Source organism: Methylobacterium sp. GXF4, from assembly GCF_000272495.1.
GTDB lineage: Bacteria > Pseudomonadota > Alphaproteobacteria > Rhizobiales > Beijerinckiaceae > Methylobacterium > Methylobacterium brachiatum.
In genome coordinates, this window is the sequence record NZ_AKFK01000067.1 from 41594 (window position 1) to 53979 (window position 12386).

A 12386-nucleotide genomic window follows, 5' to 3' on the forward strand; every position below is an offset into this window, starting at 1 on the left:
GGTCAGCCTTTGGTGCCCGTCCTGCGCTGATCGGCGCGGGCACCCGGAACGCCGAGGCCGATCGCCTTGGCGAGGGCAGAGCGCTGCGCGGCATAGCCCGGCGCGGTCATCGGATAATCCGCCGGCAGGCCGTAGCGCTCGCGGTAGCGCTCGGGCGTCAGGCCGTGGGCCGTCAGGTGGCGCTTCAGCGTCTTGTACGACCGGCCGTCGATGAAGCTGATGATGCCGTCCTGCTGGACCGACTTGCGGATCTGGGCCGCGGTCGGCGGCTCGATCACGGGCTCGACCTCCACGGGCGGCTTGCCGTCGAGATTGACCAGGGCGCCGTGAACGCTGGCGATCAGCTCGGGCAGCGCGGTCGGCGGGACGGGATTGTTCGAGACATAGGCGGCGACGATGTCGCCGACCAAGACGGCCAGTTCGGCGCTGCTCTCGGGGATCGCTTCGGGCACTGCGCAAGTTCCAGTCTAAGATTTCGTTCGTGACACCACGGTTCCAAAGCAAAAACCGTCGCAGTGTCAAGATGCTTTGTTCAGCCGATCCCGATTCGCGGCAGCATTTTAATGCAGCCTCTAAGGAAAACACGTTTCCGACAGAGTGTTTTCACTGCGTCCGTCCCGCGATTTGCTGGGCCTGTCCCGATCAGATCTGCAGAAAATCCGAAATACGAAACTCAGAACGCAGTATGCTTCTGTCCACGGTCTCAACCGATCCCGAGTCCGCGGATGAGACCGAGGCTGACCGCGACCAGGACGGCCAGCGAGGCGGTCACCGCCAGGGTGACCCGGCCCCCGACCCGGGCGAGGACGCGCACGTCGACCCCGAGACCCAGGGCCGCCATGGACAGGACCGTGAGCACGCCCGCGAGCTGCGTCAGCGGCTTGACCGCCGCATCCGGGATCAGCCCGAGGGAGCGGGCGGTGGCGAGCACCAGGAAGCCCAGGATGAACCAGGGCACCAGCTTGGTCAGGCCGGGACGGGGCTTCGGGCCGGTCGCTTCGAGGCCGGCCTCCTGGGGCAGGCGCGGGGCGATCAGCGAGAACGCCACCACCACCGGCCCGAGCATCAGCACGCGCACGAGCTTGACCAGGGTGCCGACCTGTGTGGCGAGCAGGCTCACCGGCACGGTCGCGGCCAGGACCTGCGGCACCGCATAGACGGTGAGCCCGGCCAGCACGCCGTACTGGTTGTCGCTCAAGCCGGCGAGCGGCACGAACAAGGGCAGCCCGAGCACCATCAGCACGCCGAGCACCGCCGTGAACGCGATGGCCGCCGCGATGTCCTTGGGCTGGGCCCCGATCACCGGCGCCACCGCGGCGATGGCCGAGTTGCCGCAGATCGCGTTGCCGCAGGCCACCAGGATCGCCATCCGGGGCGGCAGGCCGAGGGCCCGGCAGATCGCGACGCTGGCGCCGATGCCGATCACCACGGTGCCGACGATGCCGGCGAGCAGGGCCGGTCCAGAGGCCAGGATCGCCCCGAGACTGAGGGAGGCGCCGAGCAGGACGACCGCGACCTCGAGGAGTTGCTTGGCCGAGAACGCGATGCCGGTGCGGAACCGGGCATCCGGGGTCCAGGCGGTGCGTACGGCGATGCCGATCAGGATCGCCAGCACCAGCGCCTCGACATAGGGGTGGCCGGCGACGCGCTCCTCAAGCGCCTGCGCGGCCATGGCGACGGCGGTGATCGCCGCGCACAGGCCGAGGCCCGGCAGCACGGAGGCACCGGTTCCGTCCCGCACGGCCGCGCCGGTTTCGCCCGTCCGGGACGAGGTTTTTGAGCTCACGCCGGTCGCTCCGTGGTCGACACCCGAGCAAAGGGAAGAAAACGTTTGCCGCGAACGCGCAAGAGAGAAGGACACTCTACGGCGCGAGAAAACTTCGGAAGACGCGTCCATTGCGGCGCGAGGGTCCGAGCGCGACATTCACCCCCATGCGCACTACCCCGAACACCCGGTCGACGACGATGGCGTTCGACCCCTTTGGCGAGCCCGTCGCCGAAGGCGTGGCGAACGCTTGCCCGACCGCGTCCGGCGACCGGACCGCCCGTCGGGTCGGCGGCGCCGTGTTCTGGACGCTCGCGCTGGCGATCCTGGCCGGGCGCGTCTACGCCTACGACATGCCGGCGGTGGAAAGCGTCGCCTCCTACGCCGCGCAGGTCGTCGCCCTGCGCTGAGGCGCGGCCGTCACTCAATACGTATCGGCCAGATAAGCCGCGATCGCGCGGCCATCCGCCTCGTCGATCGGGGCGTGATAGACCCTGATCATCTTGGTCACCTCCGCATCCCAGAACGCCTTGCCGCGGCCCGGCGGCTGCGTGGCGATGTAATCGACCGAGTGGCAGGTCTGGCAATTGGCCTGCGCCGCCGCGAAGCCCCGGCCCTGGCTGCCCCCCTCCCCGTCCCGGGGCGCCTTCAGCGCCGCGGTCGGATCCGGCACGGAGTAGCTTCGCGGTGCCGACAGGGCAGTGCCCGCGATCAGACCGGCGGCCAGCGATCCGACAAGAAGCGCGCGCATCCCGTTCCCTTTCACGCCACCCGGACCCGGGTGGTCTCGACCCCGTTGCGCATGTAGCCGGACGGGTTCCAGCGCGACTCCATCGGCTGCGTGCTGCCGTCATTGGCGGTGGCCCGGACCCGGATCGCGTGCGGCCCCGGATTCAGATCGAGATCGAGCGACCAGGGACGGAACGCGTAGGGGCCGAGATCCTGCCCCAGGGCCGCCGGCATCCAGCTCCGGCCATCGTCGGTGGAGACCGCGACGGCCTTGATGCCGGAGCCGCCGTCGAACGCGATCCCGCGCAGATGCGTCCTGCCGGCCCGGATGTCCGCGCCGTCGACGAGGTTGGTCAGGAACGACCGCACATTGAGGCGCCCGATCGGCACCGTGGCGGCGGCGGCCTGGCCGGGCTCCGTGCAGGCGCACGCATTGTCCGGGATGCGGTAGGCGCTCTTCATGAAGAAGCCGTCGAAGGGCGTGTCGCGGACCGTGATCGCGTTCAGGTGCTTGACCCAGTAGGTGCCGTAGAAGCCCGGCACCACGAGGCGCAGCGGAAAGCCGTTGAGCCAGGGGAGGTCTTCGCCGTTCATGGCCCAGGCCAGCATCACCTGCCCGTCGCGGGCATGGTCGAGGCCGAGCGCCTTCACGAAATCCGGGGTCTCGGGCAGGACCGGGCCGTCCATCCCGTCGAACGTCACCTGCACGGCGCCGGCCTTCACGCCGGCCCGGTCGAGCACGCTCTTCAGCGGTACGCCGGTCCAGCGGGCGCAGCCCATGGCGCCGTTGCCCAGCTGGCCGCCGGCCATGCGCGGCTCGAAGAAGCCGCGGGAATTGCCCGAGCACTGGTTCACGGCCACGATCTCGGTCCGCCCGGGCAGGGCCTTGATCTCGGCCAGCGACAGCGAGACCGGGTGCTCGACATGGCCCGTCACCCCGAGCCGGAACGTGTCCGGATCGATCTCCAGCGGGATGTCGGCCAGGTGGTAGCGCACGAAGAACGCGTCGTTGGGGGTGATCGCCCCCGCGTCGAACACCGCGAACGGCGTCTCGAGCTGGGGCGGCCGGGCCGTATTCTGGAGAAGCGGGCGCTTGCCCGGATAGGCGACCAGCGGCCGTGTGCCGTTGCCGAAGGGAAGCGTGACCTCCTCGGCCCGGGCCTGCACCGGTGCCGCCACGGCCGCGAGCGCGCCGAGACCGCCCTGCAGAACCCGGCGCCTGTCGAGATCAGCCATCGTCGCGTCCTTCTTCCACCACCCTGGGAAACCGAACGATCTGCGCGCGGACGCTCCTCGATCCGGCAATCCCGGGGCGGCCCTACCGTGGGGGTGTATCAGAATTTCGTCCGGCCGAACCGGCCTCTCCCGAGGCATTCGTGTTTCACGGGAAACATTGCGCCGCTTTCAGCCCAGCGCCGCGATCTCGGCCGCGAGGGCGTCGGGGACCGTCAGCCCGTCGCGCGCGGCGCGGCTGCGCAGATCGAGGCGTCGGCTCCCCGGCAGCCGGGCGCCGTCCTGATCCTCGATCGCTCCGGCCAGGACGGCGAAGCGCTCCGGCGCGTCGGAGCTCAAGGCCGTGGCGTCGATCGCCAGGATCAGTTGCCCGGTTCCGGGCGGGTCGCCCGCCGCGTCGAGGAACGAGCTGGCCTCCGCTGCGAAGCGCCCCCCGGTGAGTCCGGCAGCGAGCAGCTCCACCATCAGGGCGAGGGCCGCGCCCTTGGCGTCGCCGAGCGATACCATCGTGCCGTCGAGGGCGGCGGCGGGATCGGTGGTCGGACGGCCCTCGGCATCGAGCGCCCAGCCCTCCGGGATCGCCTCCCCGCGCTGCTTGGCGCCCACGATGGCGGCCCGGGCGACCTTCGACAGAGCCAGGTCGATCACGATCGGCGCGCGACCGGGCAACGGGCAGGCGAAGGCCAGCGGGTTGGTGCCGAACACCGCGCGGTTGCCGCCCCAGGGCGCCATAGCGGCCGGCGTGTTGGCGAACAGGATCGCGAGACATCCGGCCTCGGCCAGGGCCTCGACCGGCCGGCCGGCGGCGCCGCAATGATGCGAGCGCCGGATCCCGGCCGCCGCGATCCCCTGCCGGCGTGCCAGTTCGGGCAGCTCGGCCAGCGCCGCGTCGAGGGCCGGATAGGCGAAGCCGTGTCCGGCATCGATCGCCAGGAGCCCCGGCCGCGGGTGGGTGACGCTGACCGCGGCATCGCCCACGACCTTGCCGGTCCGCAGCTGCGCGGCGTAGCTCGGCACCCGCGACAGGCCGTGCCCCTTCAGGCCGTCCGCCTCGGCGGCCACCAGGGCCCGGGCGGTGCTGTCGGCCGCAGCCGCCGAGGCGCCACAGCGGCGGAAGGCGCCGGCCGCGAGGGCGTGCGCCTCCGCGAGGGACAGGATCGGCATGGTCAGGACTCCGGATGGCTGCGCGACATCACCCGACGCCATGCCGGACTTCGGTCAGGCCTGCATCCCCCAACGCTGGATGGTCCGCCGCTCGATCGTCTGGAAGATCAGGTTCTCCACCACGAGACCGATCAGGATCACGGTGAGCAGCCCGGCGAACACGTTCGGGATGTCGAGCATGTTCTTGTTCTCGAAGATGAACCAGCCGAGCCCGCCCGCCCCGGACGAGACGCCGAACACGAGCTCGGCCGCGATCAGGGTGCGCCAGGCGAAGGCCCAGCCGACCTTCAATCCGGTGAGGATCGACGGGAAGGCCGCCGGGATCAGAATCTTGCCGATCAGCCGCGGTCCCGACAGCCCGTAATTGCGCCCGACCATCCGGAGCGTCCGGCTCACCGACAGGAAGCCGGAATGGGTGTTGAGCGCGATCGCCCAGGTCACCGAGTGGACCAGGACGAAGATCAGGCTGCCATTGCCCAGACCGAACCAGATCAGCGCCAGCGGCAGCAGCGCGATGGCCGGCAGGGGATTGAACATCGAGGTCAGGGTCTCGAGGAAATCGGTCCCGATCCGAGACGCGATGGCGATGCCGGTGAGCAGGGTCGCCAGCACGATGCCGGCGGCGTAGCCCATCAGCAGCACCTTCAGCGAGCTCCAGGCCCGGGCCGGCAACGTGCCGTCGGCGACCGCCCGGAAGAACGCCTCCATGGTCGCCGAGAAGGTCGGGAACAGCAGGTCGTTGTCGAGGTAGCGCCCGTAGGCCTCCCAGATCCCCGCCAGCAGGACCAGGATCAGGATCTTGCGCAGCCACGCCTGGTTGTAGAGCCGCTCGAAAGCCGAGAGCGGCTTCTCCACCACCGGGGCGCCGTGGGCGTGGCCGGTCTCCCGCACGATCTCGGGGCGGACCGGCTCCGCGGCGGCCGGCCGCGGCGGCACGGCCGTCGGAGCCTCGCTCAGAAGGGGCGCGCTAGACATTCTCGGCCTCCTGGATCTCCTCGGAGAACAGCATCTGCTGGATGCGGTTCTCGAGCCGCAGCGCCGCCTCCGGAGTGGCGGCGCTGTTGAGCTCGGCCTTGACCTCGCCGGGATGGGGCGAGAGCAGCAGGATGCGCGAGCCGACCTTGATCGCCTCGGGGATCGAGTGCGTCACGAACAGGACCGTGAAGCGTGTCTCCTCCCAGAGCATCAGCAGTTCGTCCTGCATGCGCCGCCGGGTGAGCGCGTCGAGCGCCGCGAACGGCTCGTCCATCAGCAGGATGTCGGGCTCCATCGCCATGCCGCGGGCGATGGCGACGCGCTGCTTCATCCCGCCCGACAGGGTGTGCGGGTAGCTGTCGGCGAACTTCGTGAGGTTGACCTTGTCGATGTAGAGGTTGGCCCGCTCCAGCGCCTGGCGGCCTTTCAGCCGGCCCGAGGCTTCGAGGGCGAAGACCACGTTCTGCCGGACCGTCTTCCACGGCAGGAGCTGGTCGAATTCCTGGAACACCATCATCCGGTCGGGCCCGGGCTCGGTCACCGGGCGGCCTTTCAGCCGGATCTCCCCCTCGGTGGGGGCCATGTAGCCGCCGACCGCCTTGAGCAGGGTCGACTTTCCGCAGCCGGATGGCCCGAGCAGGACGAACCGGTCTCCGGGCCAGACCTTGAAGCTCACCCGGTAGGTGGCCGTGACGAGGTGCTCGGGCGTCTTGTAGCGCAGCGTGACGCCGTCGACCTCCAGCAGAGGCTGACCCGTACCCATCCATCCTCCCTGGCGCCGCAGCTTGAGCCGCGTGTCGCTGATGGCCCGGAGATGGTCCGGGCCTCACGGGAAAGTGTAGGGTCGGCGAGGAGAGGCTGTAAAGCGGCGTATTCTTGATAAATCAGGATTGCTGTCCGGATCAGCCCGATTGTTTCGTCTATCCCGGTCTGCCGCTCAGGGTCGGGAATATCCAACAGAGCCGTTCCCGGCGGGCAGCCGAGGGGGCGTCTCTCGTACATCTCCCGGCCGAAGCGCCCGTTCGATGGTCCCGCACCGTCATGGCGAGCGCAGCGAAGCAACCCAGGGCAGCGCGCGATCCCCGGAGGTGGCGTGTCCCTCGGTTGCTTCGCTGCGCTCGCAAGGACGGTCGAGCGTGCCTTCCTATCTCAAACCGGGTGCCACCACCGGCCCCGCAGCACCACGCCCTCGGAAAAGATCCGCTGGGCGCCGGTCATGTGCTCGCCCCTTGTGTCCACGTAGTCGAACGCGCCGTCCCGGACCGACAGCACGGTGGCGTCGCCGAGCGCGCCGACCTTCAGGGTGCCGTATTCCATCCGCTTGAGCGCCACGGCGGCGTTGACCGTGGAGGCGGCGATGACCTCGTGCAGGCTCATGCCGAGACAGAGCATCTTCGACATGGTGGTGACCTGGTCGAAGGCCGGGCCGTCGATGCAGAGCTGGTGCACGTCGGACGAGATCGTGTCCGGCAGGAAGCCGCCGGCCAGCATGGCCCGGGCGGTCTTGAACGCGAACGAGCCCTTGCCGTGGCCGATATCGAACAGCACGCCGCGGGCCCGGGCGTCGCGGAGCGCCGGCTTGACCGCGCCCTGCGCGGTCACGGGGGAATTCGGGAACGGCCGGAAGGCGTGGGTCAGCACGTCGCCGGGGCGCAGCATGGCCAGCACCTCCTCGTAGCTCGGCGGCGGCTCGTCGATATGGGCCATCAGCGGCAGCCCGGTCTCCTCGGCGACCTGGAGGGCGATGTTGAGCGGCGCGGTGCCCTGGTCCCCGGAGGAGTTGCGCCCGACCCGGACCTTGATGCCGACGATCACGTCGCGGTTGGCCTCGGCCACCTCCACCGCCTCGCGTGGCGCCATGAGCTGCGGGTCCCTGCTCTCGCCGACCATGATCGTCTTGGAGAAGGCGAAGATGCCGGCGAACGACACGTGAAGGTAGGCGAGGATGCGCGCCTCCGAGCGGTCGATCACGTGCTTGCGGAAGCCGGCGAAATTGCCCGGCCCGGCGCTGCCGGTATCGACCGAGGTGGTCACCCCGGAGGTGCGGCAGAATTCGTCCGCATCGATCCCGATCGAGGTGCCGCCCCAGTAGACATGGGTGTGCAGGTCGATCAGCCCCGGGGTGACGATGGCGCCCGCCATGTCGCGGACCTGCGTGGCGGGTCCGGCCGGCAGGTCGCGGCCGAAGCCCGAGACGCGGCCCTCCGCGAAGGCGACGTCGCAGACGCCGTCATGGTTCTGCGACGGGTCGATCACCCGCGCGCCCTTCAGGATGAGGTCGTGATGCACGGTTGTCTCCAAAAGCCGTCTGCAGGGATCCGATCCGTCAGGCCGCCTGGGCCGGCACGGCCGCGTCGTTGAGGTGGCAGGCGGCGAGGTGGCCGGCGCCCACGGGATCCAGGGTCGGCTCCTCGACCCGGCAGCGGTCGAAGGCCTGCGGGCAGCGGGTGTGGAAGCGGCAGCCGCTGGGCGGGTTGATCGGGCTCGGGACGTCGCCCTTGAGCACGATGCGCGTGCGCCCGGCCCCGGGCTCCGGGATCGGCACCGCGGAGAGCAGCGCCTGCGTGTAGGGGTGCTTCGGGGCCAGGAACAGCTCCCGGCGCGGGCCGATCTCGACGATCTTGCCGAGATACATCACGGCCACCCGGTGGGTCATGTGCTCGACGATGGCGAGGTCGTGCGAGATGAACAGCATGGCGAGGTCGAGCTCGCGCTGCAGGTCGCGCAGCAGGTTGACGATCTGGGCCTTCACCGAGACGTCGAGCGCCGAGACCGCCTCGTCGCAGATGATCAGGTCCGGCTCGGCGGCGAGCGCCCGGGCGATGCCGATGCGCTGGCGCTGGCCGCCGGAGAATTCGTGGGGCCAGCGCCCCAGGGCCTCCCGCGGCAGGCCGACCCGCTCCATCAGGGCGGCGAGCTTCGCCTCGAGGTCGGCCGAGCCCTGGGCCAGGCCGAAATTGCGGATCGGCTCGGCCAGGATCGCCCGCACCCGCATCCGCGGGTTGAGCGAGGAGAACGGGTCCTGGAACACCATCTGCATCCGGCGGCGCAGAGGCCGCAGGGTGCCGGCCGAGAGGTCGTCGATGCGCCGGCCCGCCAGCACAACCTGCCCGGCCGTCGGGGTGTAGAGGCGCATCAGCGCCTTGGCGACCGTGGACTTGCCGCAACCGGATTCGCCGACCAGCGAGAGCGTCTCGCCCCGGTCCACCGTGAAGGACAGGCCGTCCACCGCCTTCAGCACCCGGGCGGACCGGCCGAACAGGCCGCCGCCGAGGGCGAAGTGCTTTTTCAGGTCGTTGACCTCCAGCAGGGTGCGGGGGGCCGGGTTCATGAGCGGGGCTCCCAATCATGGTGAAGCGCGTCGATAGCCGCGCCTTCCCTCCCCCCTGTGCGGGGGAGGGTGGCCCCCGAAGGGGGTCGGGAGAGGGGAGCAACGGTGCCGAACAGGCCTGTGGTCGTCCTGACAGTCGCGCCCTTTTCTGAAGCCGGGTTCTCCTCTCCCGACCCGGCCTGACGGCCGGCCCACCCTCCCCCGCAGAGGGGGGAGGGAGGGCGCATGCGGGTGCCGGTCTCACCAGGAAAAAGAATCATGCCGCGAGTGCGTCCTTGGGCGCGTAGTGGCAGGCGGCGAGGTGGGCCGGGGCCTTCGGCTCCAGGGCCGGGGCGTAGGCGCGGCACAGGTCGGTCACGTCCGGGCAGCGGCCGGCGAAGACGCAGCCCTCGATCCGCTGCTTCAGGCTCGGGACCATGCCGGGGATCTCGGCGAGCCGCTCGGTGGCGCCGTGCTCGACCGCGCCGAGCTTGGGCACCGCCCCCATCAGCCCGCGGGTGTAGGGGTGGCGCGGCGCCCGGAACAGGTCGCGGACCGGCGCCTCCTCGACCTTCCGGCCGGCATACATCACCACCACCCGGTCGGCGACCTCGGCGACCACGCCGAGATCGTGGGTGATCAGCATGATCGCGGCGCCGACCCGGCGCTTCAGGTCGCGCATCAGGTCGAGGATCTGGGCCTGGATGGTCACGTCGAGCGCCGTGGTCGGCTCGTCGGCGATCAGGAGCTTGGGCGAGCAGGCGAGCGCGATGGCGATCATCACCCGCTGGCGCATGCCGCCCGAGAGCTGATGCGGGTATTCCCGGACCCGGCGCCCGGGTTCGGGGATGCCGACCAGCGTCAGCATCTCCACCGCCCGCGCCTCGGCCTCGCGCCGGCTGAGGCCCTGGTGCAGCCTTAAGGTCTCACCGATCTGGCGGCCGACCGTCAGCACCGGGTTCAGGCTGGTCATCGGCTCCTGGAAGATGACGCTGATGTCGTTGCCGCGGATCTTGCGCATCGCCTTCATGGGCAGGTCGAGGAGGTTCTGGCCCTCGAACCGGATGGCGCCGGCGATGCTGGCCGGCGGCTCGGGCAGGAGCCGCAGGATCGACATCGCGGTCACCGACTTGCCGCAGCCGGATTCGCCGACGATCGCCAGGGTCTCGCCGGCCTGGATCGCGAAGGACACGCCGTCCACCGCCCGGTTGGCTCCGTCGGGGGTTCGGAAATGGACCTGCAGGTTCTCGATGGAGAGGAGGGGTACGCCGTTCACGCCGGGGCTCCTCATGCGTCTTTCGCCATGCGGGGGTCGAGGGCGTCGCGCAGGCCGTCGCCCACGAGGTTCACCGCGAGCACCGTCATGGACAGGAAGATCGCCGGGAACAGGATGATGTAGAACTTGACCTGCCAGAGGGCCCGGCCCTCGGCCATGATGTTGCCCCAGGACGGCGTCGAGGGCGGCACGCCCGCACCGATGAACGACAGGATCGCCTCGGTGATCATCGCGGAGGCGCAGATATAGGTCGCCTGCACGGTCATGGGCGCCAGGGTGTTGGGCAGGATGTGGCGCCAGATGATCGCCGGCATGCGCGTGCCCGTGGTCACGGCGGCCTCGACATAGGGCTGCTCGCGCAGAGACAGCACGACGCCCCGGACCAGCCGGGCGACCCGGGGGATCTCCGCGATGGTGATCGCCACGATGACGTTCTGGACCGAGCCGCGAGTGAGCGCCATCAGGGTGATGGCCAGCAGGATCGGCGGGATCGACATCATGCCGTCGACGATCCGCATCACGATCCCGTCGAGCCAGCGCACCATCCCGGAGATCAGCCCGACCGCGAGCCCCGCCACCGAGGCGAGGAGCGCCACCGAGAAGCCGACCAGCAGCGAGACCCGGGCGCCGTAGACCACCCGCGAGTAGATGTCCCGCCCGAGCATGTCGGTGCCGAACCAGTACTGGGCCGAGGGCACGCGGGTGCGCTTGGCCGGGGCCAGGGCGGTGGGATCGACGGTGCCGAGATAGGGGGCGAGCACCGCCATCAGGAACACGATCAGCAGCAGGATCCCGCCGACCACGATGGTCGGGTGGCGGCGGACATAGGTCCAGACCGGCCCCCGGCGTTTGCGCGCCGGGATCACATCCGGCATCGGCCAAGCGATGGCGATGCCGACGGGGAGCGACACCTTGGGCAGGGGCCCCTTGGCGAGGGGCTGACCGGAGAGAGGCGGGACGGTCGCGGTCAATAGCGGATCCTCGGGTCGAGCAAGGTGTAGAACAGGTCGATGGCGAGGTTCACCAGCACGTAGACGAAGCTGAACAGCAGGACGACGCCCTGGATGACGGGGTAATCGCGCCGCAGGATCGCATCGACCGTGAGGCGCCCGAGGCCGGGAATCGCGAAGACCGTCTCGGTGACCACGGCGCCGCCGATCAGCAGGGCGATGCCGATGCCGATCACGGTGACGATCGGCACCGCGGCGTTCTTGAGGGCGTGGATGAACAGCACCGGCCCCTGCGCCAACCCCTTGGCCCGGGCGGTGCGGACGTAATCCTGGCTCAGCACGTCGAGCATAGTCGCCCGCGTCACCCGGGCGATCAGCGCGATGTAGACGAGGCCGAGCGTTACCGCGGGCAGGATCAGGTTCGCGAACCATGGCCACAGGCCCTGCTCGATCGGCGTGTAGCCCTGCACCGGCAGCCAGCCGAGCTCGAGGGCGAACACGTAGGCGAGCACGTAGCCGACCACGAAGACCGGCACCGAGAAGCCCATCACGGCGAGCCCCATGACCAGCCGGTCGATCAGGCTGCCGGCCTTCCAGGCCGCCACGACACCGAGCGGCACCGCCACCACGATGGCCAGGACCAGGGTGACGAGCATCAGCGACACGGTCGGCTGCACCCGCTGCCCGATCATCGTGGTGACCGGCAGGTTGGTGAAGATCGAGGTGCCGAGATCCCCGTGCAGGATCTGCCAGGACCATTCGCCGAACCGCACCAGGAACGGCCGGTCGAGGCCGAGCGAGGCGCGGATGCGGGCGACATCGTCCGGCGTCGCCTGATCGCCCGCGATGATCGCGGCCGGATCGCCGGGGGCGAAGTAGAGGAGGCTGAAGACGAACAAGCCGACCACCGCCATCACCGGGATGGTGGCCAGGATGCGCCTGCCGATATAGCCGAGCATGGGTCCTCCGCTATCTCATCGGTCG

The 12386-nt window shown here is 70.0% G+C and carries 13 protein-coding genes; 1 reads left to right on the top strand and 12 read right to left on the bottom strand.

From position 1 onward, the window contains the following. Positions 1-2: 2 nt before the first annotated feature. The gene (locus WYO_RS18270; protein WP_007565209.1) at positions 3-452 is read right to left on the bottom strand and encodes a MucR family transcriptional regulator; all 450 of its coding nucleotides are present in this window, start codon (positions 450-452) and stop codon (positions 3-5) included. Between the two features lie 251 nt (positions 453-703). Beyond that, on the bottom strand, positions 704-1741 hold the full coding sequence (locus tag WYO_RS18275) for a YeiH family protein (RefSeq protein WP_039903293.1): 1038 nt from the start codon (positions 1739-1741) through the stop codon (positions 704-706). Positions 1742-1965: 224 nt separating this feature from the next. Between WYO_RS18275 and WYO_RS18280 the strand changes: the two genes are divergently transcribed. Then, positions 1966-2175 carry a hypothetical protein gene (locus tag WYO_RS18280; protein ID WP_122162904.1) on the top strand — a complete coding sequence of 70 codons (210 nt, stop codon included), beginning with the start codon at positions 1966-1968 and terminating at the stop codon, positions 2173-2175. A 14-nt stretch (positions 2176-2189) separates the two neighbouring features. Here WYO_RS18280 and WYO_RS18285 read toward each other — a convergent pair whose 3' ends face one another. The 10 genes from WYO_RS18285 to WYO_RS18330 form a co-directional block, all read right to left on the bottom strand. After that, positions 2190-2516 (bottom strand): hypothetical protein, encoded by a 327-nt coding sequence (locus tag WYO_RS18285; RefSeq protein ID WP_007565216.1) that lies wholly within the window; start codon positions 2514-2516, stop codon positions 2190-2192. Positions 2517-2527: 11 nt separating this feature from the next. Continuing rightward, a complete protein-coding gene (locus tag WYO_RS18290; protein WP_007565218.1) occupies positions 2528-3730 on the bottom strand; it encodes a molybdopterin-dependent oxidoreductase in 1203 nt (400 codons plus the stop codon). 168 nt (positions 3731-3898) lie between these two features. After that, a complete protein-coding gene (locus WYO_RS18295) occupies positions 3899-4891 on the bottom strand; it encodes an Ldh family oxidoreductase (protein ID WP_007565220.1) in 993 nt (330 codons plus the stop codon). Positions 4892-4945: 54 nt separating this feature from the next. Beyond that, the gene (locus WYO_RS18300) at positions 4946-5866 is read right to left on the bottom strand and encodes an ABC transporter permease (RefSeq protein ID WP_007565222.1); all 921 of its coding nucleotides are present in this window, start codon (positions 5864-5866) and stop codon (positions 4946-4948) included. Further along, complete coding sequence (locus WYO_RS18305; RefSeq protein ID WP_007565223.1) at positions 5859-6629, bottom strand: ABC transporter ATP-binding protein; 771 nt, start codon at positions 6627-6629, stop codon at positions 5859-5861. Before WYO_RS18305 ends, WYO_RS18300 begins: the two co-directional genes overlap by 8 nt. Before the next feature lie 386 nt (positions 6630-7015). Further along, complete coding sequence (locus WYO_RS18310) at positions 7016-8155, bottom strand: amidohydrolase/deacetylase family metallohydrolase (protein ID WP_007565225.1); 1140 nt, start codon at positions 8153-8155, stop codon at positions 7016-7018. A 37-nt stretch (positions 8156-8192) separates the two neighbouring features. Beyond that, positions 8193-9197 (bottom strand): oligopeptide/dipeptide ABC transporter ATP-binding protein, encoded by a 1005-nt coding sequence (locus tag WYO_RS18315; protein ID WP_007565226.1) that lies wholly within the window; start codon positions 9195-9197, stop codon positions 8193-8195. Between the two features lie 256 nt (positions 9198-9453). Next, the gene (locus tag WYO_RS18320) at positions 9454-10467 is read right to left on the bottom strand and encodes an ABC transporter ATP-binding protein (RefSeq protein WP_039903295.1); all 1014 of its coding nucleotides are present in this window, start codon (positions 10465-10467) and stop codon (positions 9454-9456) included. Next, positions 10464-11327: an ABC transporter permease gene (locus WYO_RS18325; protein ID WP_047170875.1), complete on the bottom strand. Its 864-nt coding sequence runs from the start codon at positions 11325-11327 to the stop codon at positions 10464-10466. The genes WYO_RS18320 and WYO_RS18325 overlap by 4 nt, the downstream gene beginning before the upstream one ends. 92 nt (positions 11328-11419) lie before the next feature. Next, entirely contained in the window at positions 11420-12361 is a 942-nt protein-coding gene (locus WYO_RS18330) for an ABC transporter permease (RefSeq protein ID WP_007565229.1), read from the bottom strand. Positions 12362-12386 lie beyond the last annotated feature (25 nt).